Source organism: Halomonas sp. A020 (genome assembly GCF_027943625.1).
Classification (GTDB): domain Bacteria; phylum Pseudomonadota; class Gammaproteobacteria; order Pseudomonadales; family Halomonadaceae; genus Vreelandella; species Vreelandella piezotolerans.
Window position 1 is genome coordinate 2086902 of sequence record NZ_AP022850.1, and the last position, 24990, is coordinate 2111891.

Annotated in this window: 25 protein-coding genes; 17 read left to right on the top strand and 8 right to left on the bottom strand. The window is 57.3% G+C overall.

The window, feature by feature from the left end; translation table 11 throughout:
- Positions 1-34: 34 nt before the first annotated feature.
- Complete coding sequence (gene ligA, locus FRH_RS09670) at positions 35-2071, top strand: NAD-dependent DNA ligase LigA (protein ID WP_219862966.1); 2037 nt, start codon at positions 35-37, stop codon at positions 2069-2071.
- Positions 2068-2340, top strand: coding sequence for a YheU family protein (locus tag FRH_RS09675; protein ID WP_139525159.1), 273 nt, complete (start codon positions 2068-2070; stop codon positions 2338-2340). The genes ligA and FRH_RS09675 overlap by 4 nt, the downstream gene beginning before the upstream one ends.
- Here the strand turns inward: FRH_RS09675 and mnmC are convergent.
- The gene (gene mnmC, locus FRH_RS09680) at positions 2334-4367 is read right to left on the bottom strand and encodes a bifunctional tRNA (5-methylaminomethyl-2-thiouridine)(34)-methyltransferase MnmD/FAD-dependent 5-carboxymethylaminomethyl-2-thiouridine(34) oxidoreductase MnmC (RefSeq protein WP_281996777.1); all 2034 of its coding nucleotides are present in this window, start codon (positions 4365-4367) and stop codon (positions 2334-2336) included. The two genes, FRH_RS09675 and mnmC, sit on opposite strands and share 7 nt — an antisense overlap.
- Before the next feature lie 159 nt (positions 4368-4526).
- The gene (locus FRH_RS09685) at positions 4527-4826 is read right to left on the bottom strand and encodes a YciI family protein (RefSeq protein WP_219862970.1); all 300 of its coding nucleotides are present in this window, start codon (positions 4824-4826) and stop codon (positions 4527-4529) included.
- Between the two features lie 146 nt (positions 4827-4972).
- On the opposite strand from FRH_RS09685, the gene FRH_RS09690 reads away from it, so the two are divergent.
- Positions 4973-5914: a PHP domain-containing protein gene (locus FRH_RS09690; protein ID WP_281996778.1), complete on the top strand. Its 942-nt coding sequence runs from the start codon at positions 4973-4975 to the stop codon at positions 5912-5914.
- Between the two features lie 59 nt (positions 5915-5973).
- On the top strand, positions 5974-6603 hold the full coding sequence (locus FRH_RS09695) for an L-threonylcarbamoyladenylate synthase (RefSeq protein ID WP_219862974.1): 630 nt from the start codon (positions 5974-5976) through the stop codon (positions 6601-6603).
- A 50-nt stretch (positions 6604-6653) separates the two neighbouring features.
- Here the strand turns inward: FRH_RS09695 and FRH_RS09700 are convergent, their stop codons facing one another.
- Both FRH_RS09700 and FRH_RS09705 read right to left on the bottom strand, forming a co-directional pair.
- Positions 6654-7559 (bottom strand): ion transporter, encoded by a 906-nt coding sequence (locus FRH_RS09700; RefSeq protein ID WP_281996779.1) that lies wholly within the window; start codon positions 7557-7559, stop codon positions 6654-6656.
- A gap of 41 nt (positions 7560-7600) precedes the next feature.
- On the bottom strand, positions 7601-8500 hold the full coding sequence (locus FRH_RS09705; protein ID WP_281996780.1) for a CYTH domain-containing protein: 900 nt from the start codon (positions 8498-8500) through the stop codon (positions 7601-7603).
- Positions 8501-8636: 136 nt separating this feature from the next.
- Between FRH_RS09705 and FRH_RS09710 the strand changes: the two genes are divergently transcribed.
- The 3 genes from FRH_RS09710 (at position 8637) to argA (ending at position 12068) form a co-directional block, all read left to right on the top strand.
- Positions 8637-9317: a TIGR00153 family protein gene (locus FRH_RS09710; protein ID WP_139525166.1), complete on the top strand. Its 681-nt coding sequence runs from the start codon at positions 8637-8639 to the stop codon at positions 9315-9317.
- A gap of 9 nt (positions 9318-9326) precedes the next feature.
- The gene (locus FRH_RS09715; RefSeq protein ID WP_153842170.1) at positions 9327-10592 is read left to right on the top strand and encodes an inorganic phosphate transporter; all 1266 of its coding nucleotides are present in this window, start codon (positions 9327-9329) and stop codon (positions 10590-10592) included.
- Positions 10593-10751: 159 nt separating this feature from the next.
- Positions 10752-12068: an amino-acid N-acetyltransferase gene (gene argA / locus FRH_RS09720; RefSeq protein ID WP_139525168.1), complete on the top strand. Its 1317-nt coding sequence runs from the start codon at positions 10752-10754 to the stop codon at positions 12066-12068.
- A gap of 66 nt (positions 12069-12134) precedes the next feature.
- Here the strand turns inward: argA and FRH_RS09725 are convergent, their stop codons facing one another.
- Complete coding sequence (locus FRH_RS09725; protein WP_139525169.1) at positions 12135-12989, bottom strand: SDR family oxidoreductase; 855 nt, start codon at positions 12987-12989, stop codon at positions 12135-12137.
- A 396-nt stretch (positions 12990-13385) separates the two neighbouring features.
- Here FRH_RS09725 and FRH_RS09730 point away from each other — a divergent pair, with 396 nt between their 5' ends.
- The 4 genes from FRH_RS09730 (at position 13386) to FRH_RS09745 (ending at position 15665) form a co-directional block, all read left to right on the top strand.
- Positions 13386-13508, top strand: a complete 123-nt coding sequence (locus FRH_RS09730) for a hypothetical protein (RefSeq protein ID WP_255303816.1) — start codon at positions 13386-13388, stop codon at positions 13506-13508.
- A 201-nt stretch (positions 13509-13709) separates the two neighbouring features.
- Complete coding sequence (locus FRH_RS09735) at positions 13710-14156, top strand: hypothetical protein (protein WP_139525170.1); 447 nt, start codon at positions 13710-13712, stop codon at positions 14154-14156.
- A gap of 58 nt (positions 14157-14214) precedes the next feature.
- On the top strand, positions 14215-14643 hold the full coding sequence (locus FRH_RS09740) for a phage holin family protein (RefSeq protein WP_281996781.1): 429 nt from the start codon (positions 14215-14217) through the stop codon (positions 14641-14643).
- Entirely contained in the window at positions 14640-15665 is a 1026-nt protein-coding gene (locus FRH_RS09745; RefSeq protein WP_281996782.1) for a DUF3618 domain-containing protein, read from the top strand. The genes FRH_RS09740 and FRH_RS09745 overlap by 4 nt, the downstream gene beginning before the upstream one ends.
- A gap of 32 nt (positions 15666-15697) precedes the next feature.
- Here the strand turns inward: FRH_RS09745 and xseA are convergent, their stop codons facing one another.
- Positions 15698-17053, bottom strand: a complete 1356-nt coding sequence (gene xseA, locus FRH_RS09750; protein ID WP_281996783.1) for an exodeoxyribonuclease VII large subunit — start codon at positions 17051-17053, stop codon at positions 15698-15700.
- Between the two features lie 217 nt (positions 17054-17270).
- Here xseA and guaB point away from each other — a divergent pair, with 217 nt between their 5' ends.
- The 5 genes from guaB to FRH_RS09775 all read left to right on the top strand — a co-directional run bounded on the left by guaB (position 17271) and on the right by FRH_RS09775 (position 22795).
- Positions 17271-18740, top strand: a complete 1470-nt coding sequence (gene guaB, locus FRH_RS09755) for an IMP dehydrogenase (RefSeq protein WP_159341276.1) — start codon at positions 17271-17273, stop codon at positions 18738-18740.
- 89 nt (positions 18741-18829) lie between these two features.
- Entirely contained in the window at positions 18830-20407 is a 1578-nt protein-coding gene (gene guaA, locus FRH_RS09760; RefSeq protein WP_139525175.1) for a glutamine-hydrolyzing GMP synthase, read from the top strand.
- Positions 20408-20535: 128 nt separating this feature from the next.
- On the top strand, positions 20536-21192 hold the full coding sequence (locus tag FRH_RS09765) for a hypothetical protein (protein WP_281996784.1): 657 nt from the start codon (positions 20536-20538) through the stop codon (positions 21190-21192).
- The gene (locus tag FRH_RS09770; RefSeq protein ID WP_281996785.1) at positions 21192-21734 is read left to right on the top strand and encodes an ImmA/IrrE family metallo-endopeptidase; all 543 of its coding nucleotides are present in this window, start codon (positions 21192-21194) and stop codon (positions 21732-21734) included. Before FRH_RS09765 ends, FRH_RS09770 begins: the two co-directional genes overlap by 1 nt.
- A complete protein-coding gene (locus tag FRH_RS09775) occupies positions 21731-22795 on the top strand; it encodes a hypothetical protein (protein WP_281996786.1) in 1065 nt (354 codons plus the stop codon). The genes FRH_RS09770 and FRH_RS09775 overlap by 4 nt, the downstream gene beginning before the upstream one ends.
- Here the strand turns inward: FRH_RS09775 and FRH_RS09780 are convergent.
- Positions 22775-23398 (bottom strand): sce7726 family protein, encoded by a 624-nt coding sequence (locus FRH_RS09780; RefSeq protein WP_281996787.1) that lies wholly within the window; start codon positions 23396-23398, stop codon positions 22775-22777. The genes FRH_RS09775 and FRH_RS09780 overlap by 21 nt on opposite strands.
- 417 nt (positions 23399-23815) lie before the next feature.
- On the bottom strand, positions 23816-24124 hold the full coding sequence (locus tag FRH_RS09785; protein WP_281996788.1) for a hypothetical protein: 309 nt from the start codon (positions 24122-24124) through the stop codon (positions 23816-23818).
- 254 nt (positions 24125-24378) lie between these two features.
- Here FRH_RS09785 and FRH_RS09790 point away from each other — a divergent pair, with 254 nt between their 5' ends.
- A complete protein-coding gene (locus FRH_RS09790) occupies positions 24379-24960 on the top strand; it encodes a DedA family protein (RefSeq protein WP_281996789.1) in 582 nt (193 codons plus the stop codon).
- Positions 24961-24990: the final 30 nt, after the last annotated feature.

The window sequence follows — 24990 nt, forward strand, 5'->3', positions numbered from 1 at the left end:
TGAATACCCGTTTCTCTGTCTTCGGAATCTCTGAATGAGTCAGCCTGACCCCACTCTGTTGGAAGAGATCAGCCAGCTGCGCGCCGATCTCGATGATGCCAATCACCGTTATTACGTGCTGGACGAACCCACGCTCACCGATGCGGACTATGACCGTAAACTGCAGCGCTTGAAACAGATAGAGAGCGAGCACCCCGATCTGATCTCCCCCGACTCGCCCACTCAACGAGTCGGTGCCGCCCCGGCAGATGGCTTCCCCGAAGTCGCCCACGCCATACCCATGCTGTCGTTGGATAACGCCTTTAGCCGTGGTGACATCGCGGCCTTTGCCGAGCGCGTTGCGGAGCGTTTGGAGTGCCAAGCCAGCGAGATCGCGTTTAGCTGCGAACCTAAGTTGGATGGTGCGGCGGTCTCGCTGGTGTATGAGCAGGGCGTACTGGTCAGCGGCGCGACGCGGGGCGATGGCCGCACCGGGGAGGGCATCACCTCCAACCTGCGCACGCTGCGCTCGGTACCGCTCAAACTCATGGGCCAGCAGGTGCCTGAGTTACTGGAAGTGCGCGGCGAAGTGATCATGCGCCATGCCGGGTTCGAAGCCCTCAACGAGCGGGCCAGAGAGGAGGGCAGTAAAGTGTTTGCCAACCCGCGTAACGCCGCCGCCGGTAGCCTGCGCCAGCTCGATCCGCGCATTACGGCGACCCGCCCGTTGGAGTTTCACGCGTACCAAGCCGCCCGCTTGGAGCCCGACTTAGGCGACACCACCCACAGTGCGCTGATGTCCCGTTTATCCACCTTGGGTTTTCGCACCAGTACAGAGCTCACCACCCTGCAAGGCCCCGACGCCGTCGCGGACTACTGCGAGCAGCTCGGTGCTAAGCGCGACCAGCTGGGCTACGACATCGACGGCGTGGTGATCAAGGTCGACGACCTGCGCCATCAGCGGGAGCTGGGCTTCGTTGCCCGCGCGCCGCGTTGGGCGGTGGCGTTCAAATTCCCCGCTCAGGAAGAGGTCACTACCCTAAACGACGTGGAGTTTCAGGTGGGACGCACCGGCGCCATTACGCCGGTCGCCCGGTTGGAGCCGGTCACCGTTGCCGGGGTGACGGTCTCGAATGCCACGCTGCACAATGCCGATGAGATTAGTCGCCTGGGCGTGATGATTGGCGACACGGTCGCGATTCGCCGCGCGGGCGACGTCATTCCTCAAGTCGTACGCGTGGATGAAGAGAAGCGCCCGGCGGACGCCCGGGCGATCGTTTTTCCAGATCACTGCCCTGTGTGCGGTTCGGATATCGAACGTATCGAAGGCGAAGCCGTGGCGCGCTGCTCCGGTGGGCTGTACTGCGCCGCCCAGCGTAAAGAGGCGCTAAAACACTTCGCCAGCCGTAAAGCGCTGGATATCGACGGCCTGGGTGAGAAGCTGATCGAACAGCTGGTGGATCAGGCGTGGGTGAAAACCCCGGCCGATCTGTTCCACCTTGGCGTCGATCCGTTGAAGAGCCTGCCGCGCATGGGCGAAAAGTCCGCCACCAACCTGGTCAATGCACTGGAAAAAGCCAAGCAGACCACGCTGGCGCGGTTCATCTACGCGCTGGGCATCCGTGAGGTGGGCGAGGCCACGGCGGCCAATGTGGCCAACCACTTCGGTACGCTGCAAGCGTTACAAGAGGCCGATCTGGCGGCGCTGGAGGCCGTCAATGACGTGGGCCCCGTGGTGGCTGCGCATATCCACACCTTTTTCCGCCAGCCCCATAACCTGGAGACGCTGCAAGCGTTGATCGAAGCGGGCGTGACCTGGCAAGAGGCCGAGGTGACGCAAGGTCCCACGCCGCTGGAGGGCCAGACTTGGGTGCTGACCGGCACGATGGACAGCATGACCCGCGACGAAGGCAAAGCGCGGCTTCAAGCGTTAGGCGCCAAAGTGGCGGGCAGTGTCTCCAAGAAAACGACCTGCCTCGTGGCGGGTGAGGCAGCGGGTAGCAAACTCGCCAAAGCCGAACAGCTGGGGGTCGAGGTGATCGACGAAGCCACGTTCATCGAGCGCTTGGCCGCCTGGGAGCAGAGTCAATGAGCCGTTTCATCGAAGTCCCGGCGCGCATGCTGCCGCCGGACACCCTCACCGCGCTATTGGAAGCCTTCGTCACCCGCCAAGGGTATGACACCACCGATACCGGCGAAGGCATGAGCGGCTGGGTCGCCGAGCTCAAGCAGCAGCTTGACCGTCACGAGCTGATCATTGCCCACGACTTAGAGCTCGAGATGACTGAGGTGATGACTCTCGCCCAGTGGCGCTCGTTTGGGCGAGAGTTAGCGGATGACGAGGAGGAGGGCGACTACTGAGCCCGCACCAGCGCGGTGATCAGCCGCCGCCCCGGATGAAGATGGTCCACCAGCGGCTGCTCGACGGGTAGCGGCTCATCGCAAAGGCGCGATGCAATGACTTCCGCACATAGCGGCGCGCTGGCCAGTCCTCGGGAGCCATGCGCGGTGGATATCCACAGCCCTGGGTAGTGTTCACCGGGGATGGACGGCACTTTCGAGGCATCCTTGCGCAGCACGGCATAGTCCCTCTGCCATGCCGCCGCGTTGGGCACCGGCCCCGCGTATGGGGTTTTATCGGGGCTGGCGGCCCGCACCGCAGCCCGGCCTTCCAACGACTCTGGGTGTAATGAAACGCCGGAGGCCTCAAGCGCGGCCACCCACGCTGGCAGCGCCTGGCGCAGTTCGTCGATATTGCGCTGGTGCTCTTCGTCGATGACGTGGCTCGTCGCGTCGTTGGGAACGAAGCTTGCACCAAAGGTCAGTACGTTCTTGACGGGCGGCGATACGTAGCCTCCCGCGCACACCACTTTATCCGGCGTCTGGGTGCCTTCTGGCAGCGTTAGCTCGCTGACTTGGCCCCGAACCTGCTGCAGCGGCAATTCGGCGGTTTGGGTAAACCGATTGGCCAGCGACGCCGTGGCGATCACCACGTGGTCGGCCTGCAGTCTCTCTCCGTTGGCCAGCGCGACCTGCCATCTCGGTGTCTGTTCCGATGTCTGTGCCAGCCCGGTGACGTCGCCCCGCTGCACGGTAATGCGGGGGTGTTGCAACCACTGCTCGCAAAGCCGTTTTGGCCGTGCCCACCCCGCTTGTGGGTAGTAGAGCCCCTGGGAGGCCGAGACCGGCACGCCCGCCAGCTCGCTGAGTGTGGTGCCGGTGTGTGCCGACACGACGGAGGCGGGCAGCGGGTGATGGGCCATGAAGCGGCGTTGGCGCGAGGCCTCTTTATCGCTGAGCGCCAGCTGCACGACGCCGCACGGCTGCCAAAGCGGCGGCTCCTGTGGATGAGCCGCCGCCAGCTGACCAAACTGGCGCTGGCTATACAGAAGCCCCGCTAAATAGAACCGGCTCTGAAGGTTGGTATCTACCGCCAGCTTCACATAGAGCGCCCCCTGGCGGTTGCCGGAGCCGCCTGCGCCTGGTGCGTCGCGCTCGATGACCGTCACCCGTTTGCCGCGCTTGGCCAACGCCGCCGCCACGCTGCTTCCCGCTAGGCCCGCGCCGATCACCACCACATGGTGCGCGTCGTGGTGATTGGGGGACATGAACCAGGGCGTTGCGCTGCGCCGCGCATCGGTTGGGGGCGTTTCAATGCCACCAGCCAGCATCTCTCGCTTGCGGCCAAACCCCGGTACTTTCTGCCAGTGAAAGCCCGCCGCTTTCAGGCCGCGCTTGACGATGCCCGCGCAAGTAAAGGTGGCAAACGTCGCCCCCGGGCGAGACCGGGCGGCCATGGCCTCGAACAATTCGGGTTGCCACATATCCGGGTTTTTCGACGGTGCAAAGCCATCGAGAAACCAGGCATCCACTTGGCCGTCCAGCAGGTTGAGCCGTTCGGTGGTGTCGCCAAAGTGAAGGTCGAGGGTGACACGCTCGCTTAAATGTAAGCGGTGAATACCGCTGACCGCGTCAGGCCAGAGGGCACATAGCACCTGTGAATAACTCGCCAACGAGGGCCAGGCGCTGAGCGCGCGCGTCAACGCTTCCCGGCTTAACGGAAATTTTTCTGTGGATAACAGGTGCAGTCGCGCGTCGGCTGGAGCGTTCTGCTCGAAACAGGCCCACGCACAGAGCATATTGAGGCCAGTGCCAAAGCCCGTTTCGCCGATCACGAACGCCCGCGATGCCTGCCACGCCGCAAAGCGCTCTGGCAGCCGGTTCGCTCCCAAAAACACGTGCTCGGTTTCGGCACGGCCATCCTCACGGGAAAAATAGACGTCGTCGAAGGCGTCCGAGTGGAGTGATGTGTCGTTCCAAGTGAGCTGTGGGGCGCTCAATGCCGCCAGTGGCGGCAGGGTGGGAGCTTGAGCAGGGCGTTGTGTCACGCGGGCATCCGTGGGTAATGAATGGTTGGTTAAAAAATGATCAATTTGTTCATCGGGGCGCTATCTCTGGCTTATAGAAAAGCGTCCGCCGGGTTTTCACAGAGTTTTCCACAGGCTCTGTGAAAAAGCGGGCGGACCCTCCATACTCGCCCCAAAGCGTCAAGGCAAAACTTTTTTGAATGGTTTAACAATTACCTTGGCATAGATCCCTGCGATGATGTAAGGATCGGCGTCTGCCCATGCCTGCGCCTCTTCTAAACTGTCGAATTCCGCCACGACCAAGCTGCCGCTAAAGCCTGCATCGCCGGGGTTATCGGCATCGATGGCGGGATGTGGGCCTGCCAAAATGAGCCGCCCCTCGTCGCGCAGTGCTTCCAGACGCGCAAGGTGGTCAGGGCGAGCCGCCAGGCGGCGTTCTAGGCTGTTGGCAACGTCTTCGCTGATAATGGCATAAAGCATGGGGATAACTCCTTGAAGGCAGGGGACGTGGCGACGTTGTCGCCAAGGTCAATACATTGACCGCACCCCGGTTAGCGCGCACCATGGCGAGCCTGTTCGTGTTGTACACGCCTATTCTGACAAACTCGCCACACGGCGTCATGCTAATGCCACTACTTCCTAATGCTCTTGCGACGGCACTGCCCGCCGCCTTCGAAGCCGACCAGCGTTACACGGTAGATTTGCACATGCACTCGACCGCTTCCGATGGTGCGCTCTCGCCTACCGAGCTGGTCGCGCTGTGTGCCGAACGCGGTGTCACCCACCTCTCCTTGACCGACCACGACACCATGGCGGGGGTGGCGGAAGCGAGCATCGCCGCCCAGCAGCAGGGGCTCTGCCTAGTGCCTGGGTGCGAGTTGTCCACTCGCTGGCAGGGCATCGGTATCCATGTGGTCGCGCTGCTGCCAGGCGGCTTGCAGGGGCCGATGGTCGAGGGGTTGGAGCGCCAGCGCGACGCGCGCATCCAGCGTGCCGACGTGATCGCCGCAAGATTAGAAAAGATGGGGCTGCCCAATGCGCTGGAAAAAGCCCGGGCCCTGGCGGGCAGCGATCGGCCGCTCGGGCGGCCCGATTTTGCCCGGGCGCTGGTGGCGGAAGGCGTGGTGGCCGACTGGGCCGGCGCGTTCAAACGTTATCTAGGCAGCGGAAAGAAGGGCGATGTCAAAGCCCACTGGCCGGAGATCAGCGAAGTGGTGGGTTGGGTCGTGGCGTCTGGCGGGGTGGCCGTGCTGGCTCATCCGCTACGCTACGGGCTCACTCGGCGGAAGCGCGGTCTGCTAATGGATAGCTTCATGGACGCCGGAGGCCAAGGGGTGGAGCTAGTGAGCGGACAGCAAAACCCGGACACCACCCGCGACCTTGCGCGCCAGCTCGTCGAACGCGAGCTATACGCCTCACTGGGTAGCGACTTCCACTTTCCCGGCAGCCATGCCGCCCCCGGCAGCATGAGCCCGGTACCCCGTACCGCCGCGCCGCCGATTTGGCAGCATCCTCGCTTGGCTCATCTGCGCGATGCCCCCAGTGGCATGCTGGCCCGTGGGTGTTAAGCGGTTGAATCAGCTACGCTGAAGAGAACACTCTCACCTCTGCCGACTAGGAGTCATCGATGAGCCAGTACTTTCAGATACATCCGGAAAACCCGCAAAAGCGGCTGATCGATCAAGCCACCGAGATCATTCGCAAAGGCGGCGTGGTGGCGTACCCCACGGACTCGGGCTATGCGCTGGGTTGCCATCTAGGCGAAAAAAAAGCCATCGAGAAAATCAAATGGCTGCGCTCGCTGGATGACAAGCACAACTTTACCCTGGTGTGTTCGGACCTGTCCGAAATAGGTACTTACGCCAAGGTGGATAACGCCGTATTTAGACTGCTAAAGGCCCATACCCCGGGCCCTTACACCTACATTCTCGATGCCACCACCGAGGTGCCGCGCCTATTGCTGCATCCCAAGCGCCGCTCCATCGGCGTGCGGGTGCCCGACCACCGGATTACCCACGCGCTGCTCGACGCGCTGGGCGAGCCGCTGATGAGCGTGACGCTCATTCCCGTAGGTGAGGCGCTGCCAATGAGCGACCCCGAGGAGATCCGCGACCGCTATGGGGCTCATCTGGATTTGATTATCGACGGCGGTGCTTGCCACCTCGACCCCACCAGCGTGATCGACCTGCGCGAACTGCCGCCAAAAATCGTGCGGGAAGGGCGTGGCGACATCACCCCGTTTCAAGACGGATACTAAACGTGTCGTACGACGGGGGCGCTTGGCGCCCCCGTTTCCTGGCATGAGTGCTACGACTCGCTCGGTGTGTCATCGTCAGTGTCGTCCTCTTTTCTCTGCGCTTTCTTGCGTGGGTCTTCGCTATCTTCATCCAGCCAAGTGCCGCAGCGTAGGCAGTAGCGGGCACGCTTTTCATGACGGTCGTGGCCGCAGCCAGGACAGGCCTCTTCCGAGTAGCGGTCTTCACGAATCGAACGAATGACTTGGGCCGAGAACACGCCGGTGGGCACGGCGATGATCGAGTAGCCAATCAGCATCAGGATGACGGTGATGGCTTTCCCTAGGGGGGTGGCGGGCACGATGTCACCATAGCCCACCGTGGTCATGCTCACGATGGCCCAGTAGATCGACATGGGAATGCTGGTAAAGCCCGCCTCGGGCGATTCTATGGTGTACATCAGCGCGGCAAACAGCGTGACGACCATGAGAATGCTGCTAAAAAAGAGCAGAATCTGGCGCAGACTGCGTTTGAGCGCATCCAGCAGCAGGCGACCTTCGCCGACGAATTCCATCAGCCGTAAAATGCGAAAAATCCGCAGCACGCGCAGAATTCGCACGATCACCAGCCCATGGGCGCCCGGCACCAGCAGCACCAGCCAAGTGGGAATGATGGCCACGACATCGACGATGCCATAAAAGCTCTTGAGGTAGACCGTCGGGCGCTCCAAACAGTAAAGACGGACCAGCAGCTCCAGGCTGAACAGTAGCGTAAAGGCCCACTCTACGTAGAAGAAGAGCTGCCCGTAACGTTCGGCATAGATCTCGATACTGCCCAGCAAGATCACCGTCACGCTCAGCAGGATGGCGACGATGAGCGCAATGTCGAACGCCTTGGCCCCCGGCGTATCGGATTCGAAAATAATGTGAAACAGCCGGGCGCGAAGTCCGTCGGCACCGGGCGTAAGGGGAAAGCTCATTGCATCATCCTGAAGTCGGCTTCATCAATCGGGCAGTGTGGTTAGCGTAGCGCGGTTTCGTGGGCCAAGCGACGGGCCAGATTTAACGCAGCAACGCCGTAGGTCGTCGACGGCATGCCTTGGGCATTCAGCGCGTTGGGCAGTGCTTCTGCCTCGCTGCGCGCTGCACTATCGAGCTGGGGGTGCTGGGCCAACGTATCCAGCGCCTGACGTGCGGCGTTTAGATGCGCAGCGTCGCCGCTATCATGATAGGCATCCAGCGCGACGGTGGCGCGGTGCAGCCACTCGGCAGGGCGCTTGGCGGCGGGCAGCGGCCAGTGCTGGTGGCCTAGGGCATTGCCCCGCGCTGCCTTGCTGGTATCGGAGGGGCGCAGCGCTATTTGGCTCGCCAACTCGACGGCGAGCGTCCAGAGCGCTGCCGGGGCACCGGCTTTCAGCTCCAGCTCCACTTCGCGAATCGGCGCTCGCGCGCTGCCGCAGACGATCTCTCCTTCGTCCAGCACCAGTTCGATGTCGCTGTCTTGCCACACTAACTGCCAGCTTTTCCGGGTGAAATCGGTGCTGAGCGTCGGGCGCAGCGCTGCGATGCAATCGCCAAGCGCCCCTTGAAATGGAGGCAGCTCTGCCAGCGCCGCCTGGTCGAGAGCGGCGGAGGGAACTTGCCACTCCCACTCCTGTCGGCTGGAGAGTCCGCCACCGCCCTGGCCGGCCGTTTTAACGGTTTGCAGCACTTGCTGATCAATGGTGCGAAGGCGCACCGCCACCCGTGCGGCGGCCAAGTCGCCTGTGGGGGTATCGAAGTAGGTGTTGGCGAGCTGCTGCTGGTGCGGTGGCGTCGCGGCCAGTAACGGATGATGGCACAGCGCACCCGACTGACCGCTGGGCAGGGCCAGCTTGAGCTCCACTTCCGTAGGGGCTGGCGTTTTGGTTGACTCTTTCATGACAATCGCCACCTCGATATTGTGACATTTCGGTTAATTTTTGATGACATTATGAACTTTTCATGACGGCGGCGGGCGCACTCTTTATACTGGCGCCCGCCATTTCCAGGCTCCCCGAAAACAGGCTAAAGGCTATATGGTAACCTCCAACCCTTTTTCCGCGATGTTTGGCCGCTCGCCATTCCAGCCGCTGCTGGCCCACATCGTCAAGGCCAATGAATGTGCCGATCAACTGCTCCCGTTCTTCGAGGCCACGTTGACCGGTGATTGGGATACGGCGGCAGAACTGCGCGAGAACGTGACGCGCTTAGAGCACGACGCCGACACCCTGAAGACAGAGCTGCGGCTGAACTTGCCCAACACCATGTTCCTGCCCGTTTCGCGCTCTGACCTGCTCGATCTGATCAGTGTGCAGGACAAGATCGCCAACAAAGTCCGCGACATTACCGGCATCATGCTGGGCCGTAAAATGCGCGTGCCCGACGTGTTGGCCGAGCCGATGCGTGACTACATGCGTACCAGTGTGGCGTGTGTGGCCCAAGCGCGCCAAGCATTGGAAGAGTTGAAAGACCTGCTGGAGTCCGGCTTTGGTCGCAACGTTTCCGACGTCATGCAGAACATGATCCGCGAACTCCACACCCTCGAACATCAGGCCGACAGCCAGCAGGTGGCGATCCGTCGTCAACTGTTCGAGTTGGAGAGCCAACTGCCGCCGGTGGACGTGATCTTTCTCTACAAGATCATCGAGTGGGTCGGTGAAGTCTCTGACCGCGCAGAGCGCGTGGGCAGCCGCCTGCAGATTTTGACCGCACGCTAAGGGATACTCATGCAGATTATTGCTCAGCACGGTGACATCTTTATCATTCTGGCCTGTTTGTTCGGCTTCTTCATGGCCTGGGGCGTGGGGGCCAACGACGTGGCCAACGCCATGGGCACCTCGGTGGGGTCGAAAGCGATCACCATCAAACAGGCGATCATCATTGCGGTGATCTTCGAGTTCCTGGGCGCATGGCTCGCGGGTGGCGAGGTGACCAACACCATCCGTAAAGGGATCATCGACCCAGAACTGCTGCAAGAAGACCCGCAACTCTTGGTGTACGGCATGTTGGCGGCGCTATTGGCCGCCGGTACGTGGCTGCTGGTGGCCTCGGTGAAAGGTTGGCCCGTCTCCACCACGCACTCCATCGTCGGTGCGATCGTAGGCTTTGCGGTCGCCGGTCTGGGGGCGTCTACCGTCGATTGGAGCGCGGTGACCACGATTGCTGCCAGCTGGGTCGTTTCCCCGCTGCTGGCCGGTACCATCGGCTTCGTGCTGTTCAAATCGGTGCACCACCTGATCTTCGAGAACGATAACCCGTTCACGGCCGCCAAGCGCTACGTGCCGGGCTACGTATTCTTGGTAGGGTTCATCGTTGCCATGGTGACCTTGACCAAAGGTCTCTCCCACGTGGGGCTCGATCTCACCTTCAACCAGAGCCTGCTGCTGTCGATCATGATCGGCTTGGTCATCATGGGCATCGGCATGCTGATGCTTCGCCGTATCAAGTTCGAAAAGAGCGCCAACGACCACTTTGGCTACGCCAACGTAGAGCGCGCGTTTGGCGTGCTGATGATCTTTACTGCCTGCGCCATGGCGTTTGCCCACGGCTCTAACGACGTGGCCAACGCAGTGGGGCCGCTGGCAGCGGTCATCAGCGTGGTGCAAACCGGCGGTGAAATCGAAGCGTCCGCGCTGGTGCCCTGGTGGGTACTGGTATTGGGGGGCGGCGGTATCGTCGTGGGTTTGGTGACCTACGGCCATAAAGTGATCGCCACGGTCGGTACCGGCATTACCGAACTGACCCCGAGCCGCGGTTTTGCGGCGACGCTGGCAGCGGCCACCACGGTCGTGCTCGCCTCGGGTACCGGCCTGCCGATTTCGACGACCCACACCTTGGTTGGGGCCATTCTCGGCGTCGGCTTGGCGCGCGGGATGGCGGCGTTGAACCTGCGCGTGATTGGCACCATTGCCATGTCCTGGTTGATCACGCTGCCGGCTGGCGCGGGCTTGGCCATTCTGTTCTTCTTCATGTTCAAAGGCATGTTTGGTTAAACGTTCGGCACGCCAAGACGACACTGTTTGACCTACAGCGGCACCTTCTTTGCAGATGATCTTCTTATCAGATCGTTGCAATAGAAGGTGCCGCTGTTTTTGGTGCTCTGTTAAAGTAACTAGCGTCACTTTCATTCACCTGCTGCCGGAGAGCGGCCCTTGGACACTCGTTTCCCCTTCGTAGATTGGTTTCGTAACGCCTCCCCGTACATCAATGCCCATCGGGGGCGAACCTTTGTCATCTTGATCGAAGGCGAAGCCATGGCGTCTGGCCGAGGGGAGCAGCTCATTCAGGATTTGGCGCTGCTGCACACCTTGGGCGTGCGCTTGGTGGTGGTGTTTGGCATTCGCCCCCAAGTGCACGAGGCGCTGACGGCCGCCGGTGTCGAGCCTACCCGCATCGATGGCCGCTGGGTCGCCGACCGCGCCGTGATGGCTCATGTGGAGCAGGTGGCCGCTCACCAGCGGCTCTGGTTGGAAGCGCGGCTCTCGCTGGGCCTGCCCAGCACGCCGCTGCACGGTGTCGAGCTTAGCGTGATTTCCGGTAACCTCGTCACCGCCAAGCCGCTGGGCGTGCGTGAAGGCGTAGACTTCGACCATAGCGGCGAAGTGCGCCGGGTGCGCGCCAGCGCCATCGAAGGGCTGCTGGATAAAGGCTCGCTGGTGCTGCTACCGCCGCTGGGGTTCTCCAGCACTGGAGAAGTGTTCGATCTGGACGCCTCTGAAGTGGCCCAGCACGCCGCCGTGGCGCTCAAGGCAGACAAGCTGATTCTGCTGGGCGAGTCGGACGGTTTGGAGGACGAGCAGGGCGCGCTTCTGCGCCAGCTTTCACCTTTCGAAGCCGAACCGCGCTTGCAGCAGGCCGTGCCCGGCAGCGAGCTGGCACGCCATCTCAACGCTGCCTGCACCGCTGCCCGGGAAGGCGTGGCCCGCACGCACCTGTTGTCGTGGCGTAATCACGATGCGCTGCTGGGCGAACTGTTCACCCGCGACGGCGTGGGCACCATGATCACCCAGCATCGCTACGAGCAGCTTCGCCCCGCCACCCTCAACGACGTGGCAGGCCTGCTCGAGTTACTGGAGCCGTTAGAGCGGCGTGGCATGCTGGTTGCGCGTTCCCGCGAGCGGCTGGAGCACGAGATCGACGATTACATGGTGATCGAACGCGACGGTATGGTGATCGGCTGTGCGGCGCTGCACGTCTTCCCTGATACCACCGTGGGTGAGTTAGCCTGTGTGGCCGTTCACGGCAACTACCGGGGCGGCGAGCGCGGCGAGCGTCTAGTCGAAGCCCTTGAACGACGCGCCCGCCAGCGGGGGCTTTCCGACATGTTCGTGCTCACTACGCATACGGCCCACTGGTTCGTCGAGCGCGGCTTCCGCGCCGCCAGCCTGGACGACCTGCCGCCCCTCAAACGCGAGGCCTACAACCACGCCCGTAAGTCCAAGGTGCTGGTGAAAAATCTGGCGGGATGAAAGTGAGTGAGTGGAAAAAGGTGAGTGGTGAGTGGCTGGGGCGGCTACGCCGCCCCGGAATGCTACTCAGGTATTGAGAATTACGCCGCCGTTCAAGTGCATGGTTTGGCCGCTCATATACGACGACTCTTCGCTGGCCAAGTAGACGTACGCCGGGCCGATTTCGCTGGGTTGGCCCGGGCGCTTCATCGGCACTTGGTTGCCAAATTCCGCCACTTTATCGTCCTCGAAGCTCGCGGGTATCAGCGGCGTCCAGATGGGACCGGGGGCCACGGCGTTCACACGAATGCCACGCTCCATCAGCGACATCGCCAAAGAGCGCACCAAGCCTTGAATGGCCCCTTTGGTGGCGGTGTAGTCAATCAGCGTGTCGTTGCCTTTGAAGGCATTGATCGACGAGGTGGCAATGATCGTATCGCCCTCGCTCAAGTGGGGCAGCGCCGCTTTGGTCAAGTAGAAGTGGCTGAAGATATTGGTTTGAAAGGTCCGCATCAGTTGGTCGTCGGGGATCTCGGTGATGTCGTCCCAGTCGTACTGCTCGGCGGCGTTATTGATCACGATGTTAATCTTGCCAAACGCTTGTTGGGTACGGTCGACGATCTCTCGGCAGAAGCTAGGCTCGGCCACGTCGCCTTTCAGCACTAGGCAACGGCGGCCTTCCGCCTCCACGAGCCGCTTGGTTTCTTCGGCATCTTTGGTCTCTTTGAGGTGCACGATCACGCTATCCGCCCCTTCACGGGCAAAATGCACGGCCACGGCGCGGCCAATACCGCTATCACCGCCGGTGATGATCGCCACTTTATCGCGCAGTTTGTCGGTGCCGCGATAGCTCTCGCGAATGTACTCCGGCTCCGGACGCATGGCGTACTCGTCGCCGGGCTGCTTGTCCTGATGCTGTGGGGGCTGCTGCTGTTCGCTCATGTGCGGTCACTCCTTTGTGTGCACGAATCGCTTCGAACTGTCGACAGGGCGGCCCGTCTCCTGGGTGGCTGGCTGTCGACGGGGAGCTTTCAACGTAGACCAACGGCGAAGAGGAGGGCAAATGACGCAGCGACAGCAGCGGCGATGTATAGCCAGAATTAATAAAAGCTATTTAAACTGCTCATCTACACGGTTATGGCGGCTATGGTTTTTTTAATCCTATGTTTTAAATGGCTTTTTATGATTTTTTGGGTGCTGGATCAGCCTTGGGAGACCTGCTGTGCTGCATGGCAATCAACGTGTCAGCGGCTATAGTGAGTGAGGCCTGTCCAGAGTCATGTGTAGACAGCCACTTTCTCGATCACCAAGCTCGACCACCAAGGAGTAGGAGGGACTATGTCTCCGGATAAAGACGATCAAAAGAAAGACCAGCGCGACGACCATCATGACGATGCGAACCCCATGCCCGATACGCACCACGTCAACCCGGATAGCGATGACGAGTCGGATAAGAAATAAGCCCAATCCCGTTACTGAAAAAGGCGCTTTCAACAGCGTCTTTTTTTATGGGGGCAGCCAGCCAGATGGCTTTAACCATTATTGACTTAACCTTTGTTGCTGGCCGGGTCGCGCTGGGTTAATTCGGCGGTATGGACATGGAAAGGGGCCCCAGGCTCGCTATAGTTCTGGTGAAGTTTCACTGACACGGAGAACGTCACCATGAACGATCAAGGACCCCATCACGATCACGAAACGCTCAAGCAGAAAGGCCAGCAAAGCGCCGATGAGCTGAAAGAGGCCGCCCGCGAACAGGCCGAGAGCGCGTTCGACCGACAGCGCGATAGTGTCGCGCAGCACACTCACACCTTCGGCTCGGTATTGCAGCGCGCTGCTGACGAGTTCGACCGCCAAGAGCAACCCTTCTGTTCCGAGCAGGCCAGGAAGCTGGCCGACCATACCGAGCGGTTTTCCCAGCGGCTACGCGATAAAGACCTCCACGCGCTGTGTCGTTCAGCGGAAGCGTATGGCCGCCGTGAGCCCGCCATGTTCATTGGTGGCGCGATTGCTGCAGGCTTTTTAGTCACGCGTTTTCTGCGCAGCTCCCCCGCCAAGGCATCGTCGTCCGATGTGTCAACCGAATCCAAGGCGCCCGACCAAACGCTTTGAACCCCTGTGTTCATCAGACACCCATACCATTTTTCATGCAGGAAGCGGGAGAGCAAGAATGGAATCGGAAAGCCATAAAAGCAGTTCGATAGGCACGCTGCTATCCACGTTACTCAACGAAGTCTCTGCCCTGGTGCGCGGCGAAGCGGCGCTCGCCAAGGCCGAAATGTCAGAGAAGACTCACCAGGCCATGGCAGGCGTAGGCGCCGTGGCGACGGCCGGTGCGGTGCTCTTCGCTGGCTTGTTTACGCTGTTGGCGGCGCTTGTGATGTTGTTGAACGAGGTACTGCCACCGGACACTCGCCCTTGGCTGGGCGCCGTGGTGGTAGGCGCCGTGGTCACGCTGATGGGCGTGGTGATGCTCAAGGCAGGGCTCAAAAAAGTACGCGCCCAGGGGCTCATGCCAAACCGCACCATGCAGAGCCTGCGCAGCGATAAAACGCTGGCCAAGCAGCATCAGCAGCACGTCAAGGAGGAGGTGAAATGAGCAAGGATGAACGTTCACATCGCCAAACAGAGCGCGATCCGGACCAAATCGAGCAAGAGATTCATCAATCTCGCGAGCGGCTGGATGCCACGCTGCATCAGATCGAAGAGCGCTTTTCGCCAGAACAGTGGCTGCACAGCACGTATGATTATCTGCGCCACGGCGGTGCCAATGAATTCTTTGCCAACCTGGGCACGACCGTCAAGCAGAACCCCGTGCCTACGCTGCTTACCGGCGCGGGCCTAGGTTGGCTGATGCTTAGCCAGCGCCAACCTCATCGCTCCCATTCGCGTGGCTCTGCGCACGTCGATGCCACTGACGTACATGCCACGCCACCGCCTCCTGATGATGTGATGTCGCCTCAGCGTGCAAGTGCCGGGCAGCACGACCCGCGAAGCGATTCACTCGGACCAGACCACGGCATCAAAGAGCGCGCCCGACATATTGGTCATAGCACGAAAGGGGCCGCGCAGCAGTTCAGCGACAAAGCTCACCAAATGGGAGGACGTATGCACGATTCCATGTCCCACGCCCAGCAGGGCACGCATCAGCGGATCGATCACATGAAAGAGCGCGCTCATCATGTGAGCGACCGCTCTTCGGATTTCATTCAAGAGCACCCACTGGTCGTGGGAGCGTTAGGGTTTGCTCTGGGGGCGGCGCTGGCCAGCCTGAGCGCTACGACACGCAAAGAGAACGAAACCCTGGGCGAGTATCGTGATCATGCCATGGACCAAGCGACCAAGATGGGCGAGGCGCAAGTGGACAAAGCGCAGCAGGCAATTCACGACACGGCAGAATCCGTGAAGCAGCACGCCCATGAGCAACGCCACGAGGGGCACCAGAACGAGGATAACCCCACCCAGCATAACGAGCCGGGATTAGCGGGGTCGAGCACGCCGTCAGGCAACACTCAGGGCGCGGGTACGAACACGGCTACCCATCCTGCTAGCAGCCCCACTACACCGGGGGCGAATACCGCCACGCAAACGTCCGAGACGCGTAAGCCACCGCTTCCGTAACGGCTGAGTTGGCTCGTCCCTGGTTCACGGCGCTACTTTTTGTAGCGCCGTTTTACGTCGACGCTGAGGCGTCCTTCGCCCAGGCGCAGCGTGAGGCGCTGGCCGGGCTGGGTGTCGTCGGCGCGACGGACGACTTGGCCTTGGGCATCTTGAGCGATGGCATAGCCGCGCCCGAGTACGGCCAGCGGACTGACGGCGTTGAGTTCTCGGGCGGCGCTATGTAGGCGTGCTTGACGCGTCTCCAGCAGGCGCTGCATCGCATTGGCCAAGCGGCGCTGTAGGCTGCTTACCCGTTCGCTGTCGGCGCGGTGCAGCCTTTTCATATCTTGGCTGGCAAGGCGGCGAGTAAGTTGGGCCGTTTGCGCCTTTTGCTGGGCGAGGGTGTGTTGTATGGCGCGGTGTAACCGCTGCTGCAGCGCAGTGAGGTACTGGCGCTGGCGGGCGAGCTGTTCGCCGGGGTGACGAAGGCGGGCGCGTAGGGTGTCTAGCCGCTGGCTATCTCGCTCTAACCGGGCCTGCATGGCGCGCTGTAAGCGCTGCTCTGCCTGGATGAGCTGGCGCTTCAAGGCGTGTTGGTCGGGTACGAGACGCTCGGCGGCAGCGGAAGGCGTGGGCGCGCGCCTATCGGCGGCATAATCCGCCAGGGTGACATCCACCTCATGGCCCACCGCCGACATCACCGGCAGCCGGGAGTGAAAAATCGCCCGCGCCAGATGCTCGTTATTGAACGCCCAGAGATCTTCCAGGCTGCCGCCGCCACGGGTGATCAGCACCACATCTTGTTCAGGGTCTAGCCGCGCCTGTCGGTTGAGCAGGCCTAGCGCCGAGATCATCGCCGGGGCGGCATCGGCCCCCTGAACCGGCACGGGAATCAGCGTCACGTCCGCCAGCGGCCAACGGGCGGCCAGCACCGCCAGCACATCGCGAATGGCCGCGCCGGTAGCAGAGCTTAAAATCAAAATCTTGCGCGGTGGCAAGGGCAGGGGGCGCGCATTGGCGAACACGCCTTCGCCTTCCAACTGCGCTTTCAAACGCTCGAAGGCCGCCAGCAGCTCGCCGAGGCCAGCGGCCTGGACCGCCTCGGCAATGAGCTGGTAGTCGCCCCGTGGCTCGAACAGCGAGACACGTCCGCGTAGCTTCACCTGGTCGCCATCGCGCATGGGCGCGGCCACGAAGCGTGCCCGCTGACGGAACAGCGCGCAGCGAATCTGCGCCCGGTCGTCTTTCAGGGTGAAGTAGATATGCCCCGAGGCCGGACGCGAGACGTTGGAAAGCTCGCCCTCTACCCACACGTCCCCCACGTCGCGCTCCAGGGTTTGCTTGGCGCGCTGGTTGAGTTGGCTCACGGAGAGCGCTTGGGGGGTGGGTGGTGTGCTCGTTGGTTCCATCGTTGGCCTTGGTGGTTCTCTCGTAGATGTCACGATACCTCAAACGCGGCTCATAAGGCTTCCCTTCACCGCATATTCCCGGCTGACGCTGACCGTCATTAGCAATTGGTATAAGCCTAACCGCCTCTCCGCGTTGCTGGAGCGGCCCTCAAAACGTTATAATGGGCGATTAACTTTCCACGCCCCATCTTCCCACTTCTCAATGGGTGTTGCCGCTATGCTACGTATGGCCCAAGAAGCGCTTACGTTCGATGACGTACTTCTCGTTCCTGGCTTCTCCGACGTTCTGCCCAAGGATGTCAGCCTAAAAACCCGCCTGACCCGCAATCTCTTCCTGAACATTCCCCTGCTTTCCGCTGCAATGGACACCGTGACCGAAGCGCGTCTCGCCATTGCCATGGCGCAGGAAGGCGGCATTGGCATCATCCATAAGAACATGACCATGGCGCAACAGGCTGCTGAAGTGCGTAAGGTGAAGAAGCACGAAAGCGTCATCGTCAAAGACCCGGTCACCGTGAGCCCCAAAGCCAAGCTGGAAGACCTGCTGGCCATGGCCCGCGAATACGGCTTCTCCGGCTTCCCGGTGGTGGAAGGCGAAACCTTGGTCGGCATCGTCACCGAGCGTGACATGCGCTTCCAGCCGAACCACGGTGACAGCGTGGCCGATATCATGACCCCCCGTGAGCGTCTGGTCACCGTACCGGAAGGCACCGAACTCGAAGTCAGTAAAGCCAAGATGCGCGAACACCGCATCGAGAAAATGCTGATTGTCGATGACGCCTTCCACCTGCGCGGCCTAGTGACTTTCCAAGACATCGAAAAAGCCCGCACTTACCCGATGGCCGCCAAAGACAGCGATGGCCGCCTATTGGTAGGTGCCGCCGTCGGTACCGGTCCGGAAACCCCGGACCGTGTCGCGGCACTGGCCGAAGCAGGCGTTGACGTGATCATCGTCGATACCGCCCACGGCCACTCTCAAGGCGTGATCGATCGTGTTCGCTGGATCAAAGAGCATTTCCCGCAGATTCAAGTGATCGGCGGCAACATCGCCACCGCCGCCGCTGCTAAAGCCCTGGCGGAAGCAGGCGCAGACGCCGTGAAAGTAGGCATCGGCCCCGGCTCCATCTGCACCACCCGCATTGTGGCAGGCGTGGGCGTACCGCAAATCACCGCCGTTTCCAACGTGGCCGAAGCGCTGAAAGAATTCGACATTCCGCTGATTGCCGATGGCGGCGTGCGCTTCTCTGGCGACCTGGCCAAAGCCATTGCCGCTGGCGCCAGTGCGGTGATGGTAGGTGGCCTGCTGGCCGGTACCGAAGAAGCGCCGGGTGAAGTCGAGCTTTACCAAGGCCGTACCTACAAAGCCTACCGCGGCATGGGCTCCATGGGCGCGATGTCCCAGAACCAAGGCAGCGCCGACCGCTACTTCCAAGACAAAGATGCCGGTGCCGAAAAACTGGTACCGGAAGGCATCGAAGGTCGCGTGCCTTATAAAGGCATGATGGGCGCTATCGTCCACCAGCTGATGGGCGGCCTGCGCGCCTCCATGGGTTACACCGGCTGCCGCGATATTCAAGAAATGCGCACCAAGCCGGAATTCGTACAAATCACCGGCGCTGGCTTTAATGAGTCCCACGTTCACGACGTGCAGATCACCAAAGAAGCCCCCAACTACCGGGTGAGCTAACCAGCGCATTAAGTTACACGGCGGCGGGCATTGCCCCGCCGCTTGCTTTTTAGCCAATGCGGCCCGTTCCGCGTTATAGAGGCTCCGCCATGAGTGACATTCACGCCCATAAGATCCTGATTCTCGACTTCGGCTCCCAGTACACCCAGCTGATCGCCCGCCGGGTTCGCGAAATCGGCGTATTCTCTGAAATCCGCGCCTTCGACATCACCGAAGAAGAGATTCGCGAGTACAACCCCAACGGCATCATCCTGGCCGGTGGCCCGGAATCCGTCACCGAGCTGGATTCCCCCCGCGCCCCGCAGTGCGTGTTCGAAATGGGCCTGCCGGTATTTGGTATCTGCTACGGCATGCAAACCATGGCCGAGCAGCTGGGCGGCAAGGTAGAAGGCTCTAACCAGCGTGAGTTCGGCTACGCCCAGATTCGCCTGGACGCGGAAAGCGCGCTGTTCAAAGACATCAAAGACCACGTCGACGCCGCCACCGGCAACGCGCTGTTGGACGTGTGGATGAGCCACGGCGATAAAGTCGCTAAAGCCCCCGACACCTTCACCGTGACCGCCTCTACCCCAAGCTGCCCGATTGCGGCCATGGCCTGGGAAGAGAAGCAGTTCTACGGCGTACAGTTCCACCCGGAAGTGACCCACACCCTGCAAGGCCAGCGGATTCTTGAGCACTTCGTGCTGGATATCTGTAAAGCCGAAAAGCTGTGGACGCCCGCGCAAATCATCGAAGACCAAGTACAGCGCGTACGCGAGCAAGTCGGCGACCGCCACGTACTGCTGGGTCTTTCTGGCGGTGTCGATTCTTCTGTTGTGGCCGCGCTGCTGCACAAAGCGATTGGCGACCAACTGACCTGCGTGTTCGTCGATAACGGCCTGCTGCGTAAAAACGAAGGCGACCAAGTGATGGAAACCTTCGCCAAGCACATGGGCGTGAAGGTGATTCGCGTCGACGCCGAAGCGCTGTTCCTCGATAAGCTGAAAGGCGAAAACGACCCGGAAGCCAAGCGCAAGATCATCGGCAACACCTTTATCGACGTGTTCGATGAAGAAGCCAGCAAAATTGAAGGCGTGGAGTTCCTGGCCCAGGGCACTATCTACCCGGACGTGATCGAATCCGCCGCCTCGAAAACCGGCAAAGCGCACGTGATCAAATCCCACCACAACGTGGGTGGCCTGCCGGAAACCATGAAGCTGAAGCTCGTCGAGCCGCTGCGCGAACTGTTCAAAGACGAAGTGCGCAAACTCGGCCTAGAACTCGGCCTGCCCTACGACATGGTCTACCGCCACCCGTTCCCCGGCCCTGGCCTGGGCGTGCGCATTCTGGGTGAAGTGAAGAAAGAGTACGCCGACATCCTGCGCGATGCCGACGCCATCTACATCGAAGAACTGCGCGCCGCCGGTTGGTACGAAAAAACCAGCCAAGCCTTCGCCGTGTTCCTGCCGGTGAAATCGGTAGGTGTCGTAGGCGACGGCCGCCGCTACGAATGGGTCATCGCGTTACGCGCCGTCGAAACCATCGACTTCATGACCGCCCGCTGGGCACACCTGCCCTACGAGTTGCTGGAGAAGGTGTCCAACCGCATTATCAATGAGTTGGAAGGGGTTTCGCGAGTGACCTATGATGTGAGCAGTAAGCCGCCTGCTACGATTGAGTGGGAGTAAATCCTTCTTGATTGCAAAAAAACCCGCTTAAGAGCGGGTTTTTTTATGAATTGAAATCTACATCATATTCGTAATATCATCTTAAAGTGCTGCATTCTGATTTTTATAACTAAGCTTTTGAGATATTTATGACAAAAGAAAAGGGTTTTTGTACTAAGAAGTTTGCCTTTATGATAAGTATCTTGACTTGTTTGATTACTTTGATTTTTTTGCTAGCTTTTTTTGTCTTCATATCATCACCCAGCTTAATTGATAAAATTAGTGATTTTAACTTAATCTCAGTTATTTCAGCGAATAGAGAATGCCAGGTTGAGAACTGCCAGTCAGCTTTACCACATAAGACTGACTTTGAAACTTTAAGTCTGAAGGAGGCTTGGTCGTTTCAAGCCTCTTTGTACCAAACGATAATAACATTTTTAATAGCTATTAACGGCTTTATAGCTGCTTTGTCTGTTCTATATATAAAAACAAATTCAGAGGATAAGGCTGAGGATGCTGCAAAGTCTTACGTTAAAAGCGAAAGCTTTATTGTTTTTGTAGAGAAAGTTATTTTGAGGAAAAGTAGAAGTAAGTTGCGTCAGCTTCAAAATGATTATTCCAGCACAACTGAAATGCTAGAAGCGAAAATTGAAGATTTTAATGAAGTTAAAAAAGAATGTGAAATTATTAAAAGTGAGAATTCAGATTTAAAGCGACAGCTTAATATTATATCTAAAAAGCTAGCCGAGCTGGATACTAAAGATAATGATGGTGGAAGCCTAGTAATCAATAGGAGTTTAAAATAATGGCCTTCGTTCGTAAAGGAACCGTTCAGGACAGGAAAATGCCTGAATTTGAAGAGTTATCAACCCCTAAAGATTTGCTAAAATTAGCGGAAGAAAAAGGAATAAGCACAAATCCTGTTAATATATCGGAATTAGCGCAAGCTCTGGGCGTTATCATGAGGTTTGAGCCTCTTGAAGATGATGTTTCGGGCAGCTTGGCTAAAGACAAGAAGACAGGAACTTGGATTATGACGGTTAATTCTTTACATCATCCACATAGACAAAGGTTCACTATTGCACATGAGCTAGCTCATAGAGTGTGCCATGCTGCAAATAGTGATAAATTTGAAGACAAAACATTTTTTAGAAATGGGGATACTAATTGGATGGAAATAGAGGCGAATCAATTTGCTGCTGCTCTCTTAATGCCAGAAGAGGAATTCGTTAGTTATACTACAAATTTTTCTGCTAAAGTCGAAGACTTAGCTAACCATTTTCAAGTATCTTCTATGGCTGTTAGAATTAGAGCAAAAGTTTTAGGTTTCGAAGGACATAATTTATGACTGACTTTAGATATTTTCCTTTAATTAAAACAAGAGATGCAGAACTGCGTTGCTTCAGTAACATTAAAGAAGAAAGTTTTGATGATTTACTGCCTATATACGAGCTTACAAAGTCAAGAAAAACTTTGAAAACACCTGATGGTGATATTTATAAGCGCATGAAAAAAATAGGCGAAATACAAAAAGGAAGGCCCTTTATTTTAGATTTGTGCACAGATGATAAATATATAAACCCTCAGATTGAGCAGCTTCTTTCACCTTATATGGGGTTTAAAGATTGGCAGTATTTTATATTTGACCTAAATCATGATCTTAATATTATCCCCATGATCCATATTTTTGAGGATGAGGGTAAAGTTGCAGAAGATGTTAAGTCTTTTGTTAAGATAGCTTCTCAAAGAAAAGCCTACTTGGCTGTAAGATTGCCTTACGACTTAGGTAGTGAAGATATATTTAGTTATGTGAGGCCTATTGTTGATTCGATGGTGGAAGGATGTAAGCTGTATGTGATACTGGATGCAGGTTATATAAGGAATGAACATGTCAACGATGTGGCAGATAAGTTTATCGACAGTTGTGCTGGTTTAAATGATATGTTGCACTATATAGAAGATATAGTGATTATATCAACAAGTTTTCCTTCAAATGTTGCAAAAGCAGGTGAAGACGATTCTCAAGGAAAATTTGATATTTTTGAAGAAAGTGTGTATCAAAAAGTAATAGAAGAAGTAGATGTGAAGTATGGTGACTATGCTTCTATTAATACCGAGCAAATTGAAATGAGAGGGGGGACTTTTGTTCCAAGAATAGATATTGCTAGTTTAGATGGCTTCGCCTTCACATATAAGCGTTATAGGCGCAATGCTGGCGGATACGTAAAATGCGCGCAAGAGACAATAAAAGATAATGCCAATTATACGCCTTTAAGTACTTGGGCTGATGAAGAGATAGAATTAGCAAGCAATGACACTCCAACGGGAATTAGTCCTGCATTTTGGATATCGGTGCGTATGAATTATTTTATTGAAACAAGGTTGCGTCTAAGAAGTTCTTCTAAATAAATTAGATGGTGATTTTTTAGTTAACGTGAGGATATCATCCGCATTTATAGTTTTTCCTTTTTCTAGTTTTACTAGTTTTGAAGCAGTTTCATATCTTTCCTTAAAGTCTAACCGTGACCAGTTTCTGATTGTTTCAACGTGGTTTTTTGAAGAGATGTGTTTGCACAGTTCATGTTTGGATTTGATTTTCTTAAGGGAAGACTTGCTTCTTAGGAAACTAACTGAAAGAGTGCTGCACAGGCTCTCCTTATCATGGCTTCTAAATTTATAAGACTTTCTAATATGTTTAATTCCTTTTTTGGAAGCAATCAAAATGCCTATTGGTTTTGGTGTGTTGGCCCTAATTTCCTTTAGATTAGACTCTTCGCATACAACATAACAATAATCAAAGTAAGATCTGTAACTTGCGAGCTGATAACCGAGCCTCGTTGTTCGGTCGGTAGCACTTTTGATTTCGAATGAAGTCAGCTCCATATCGTTTAGTAGAGCTAAATCAGCTCTTCTTTCACCAAATTGAAAAGGAAACTCTATACCCATTATGTAATCTGGATATTGATTGGATATGCTGTCCGCTAAGATGATTTTTATTTCAAGTTCTGTCATTTTTTTGCGCAAATAATTTCAATTTCCTTATTTTATCACATTTTTATGTTCTTTCTCTAGAAGAATTGTTTTTACTTATGTGTCGATTTTTATTTATTTATATTTTTAAACATTCGAGAGTGGTTTTTATTATAAAAAATGCCATCAAGTTTTGCTTTTTTTAATTTTCAATTCTTATTGAATTTATTTTCTATACTATTTTGAAGTGTTAAGAAATTAACTATAATCTAATGTCTTATTAAGAGGGGCGCAGTAGAGGCAGGCAATGCAATGAGAATAGGCGAAACAAATATACCCTGTTCATAAATAAAGCTACGCACCCAAACGTTTGCTTGATCACGCAGCAGAGATATTTGCTCAGGGTATGTGGGCTTGGCTGGCCAATCAAACATCATGGAACATGCCCGTTGCTATATGTTAATCAGAAACCCTATCGCAGTTGTCTTGATACAGCGTCGCATCGGTGCCCAGCGCTAGGTGCTCGGTGGCGCTGTTGTAGTAAAAGTGTCCATGCTCAACGTTGGCAAGGTTATAGTCGCCGCAAACCCCATAGCCCTTATTGACGCTCTTTAAATGCGAGATGTCGACCTGTGTCTGGCTGCCGAGGCGTTCCGATATACTCGCGGCGATGTGCGCATCACGCTGGCCCTCGGAGTAGGCTTGGCCACCGAATATCAGGCCTGCCACGATGAAAATGGCGACAACGGGAATCCATAGGTTATGCATAGCGTGCCCATTGAGTTGGTATGGTGTGCATGATGCCAGTAGGCAAAGTAGTTAGCAGGATAATAACGGGTTGTTGGTTTAGCTGCACTGATGGGTGTGGCCTGCGTGCGTTGCTGTTGAACACCATTCGCAGATTGAATAAGCTGCCTGCCTCTAAAAAGCCCTATTCAACCCTCCGCATCATCCCGAATCGCGATAGAGATGGCGTTTACGTGCCGCCCACGGCTCCGGGGTTACTTTATGGATGAACGCAAATGACGCTTGAGCATTTGGTGACGAATTATGGCAGCTTCGGCTTATTCGTGGGGGCGAGCCTGGAGGGCGAGGGTATCGCGATGCTGGGCGGCATCATGTCTCATCAGCACCTGATCGGCGTTTGGCCCGCGATCATCGCCCTGGCATTGGGTTCTTTCCTGGCGGATCAAGTGTTCTTCCTGCTTGGGCATGGGGGGCGCAATAGCGCTATCGTTCGTTCGGTTCAGGGGAGCGCAGCGGGTGGGCGTGTAGTGACCACGTTCAACGCCCACCCGGATGTTTTCGCGTTCTCCTTGCGCTTCCTTTATGGGCTACGCATGGCCGGTGCGGTGACCATCGGCACGACCGATTATCCTTGGCCACGCTTTATCCTGCTCAATGCTATTTCAGCGTTGCTCTGGTCGGCCGCCTGGGTCACGCTCGGTTATATGTTTGGTCAGGCCCTTGCGCCCCTTTTTGAGCGATTAAGCGGCCTTTCCCATTTTGTGTGGGCGGGTGTTGCCGTTGCCCTTTGCATCGCGGTAGTGGCCGTGATGGCTACCAGGCGGAGACGAACTCAGCGCTTAACGATGCGCGATTGAGCTTGATGCCTCCGCCAGAAGCGGCATTGC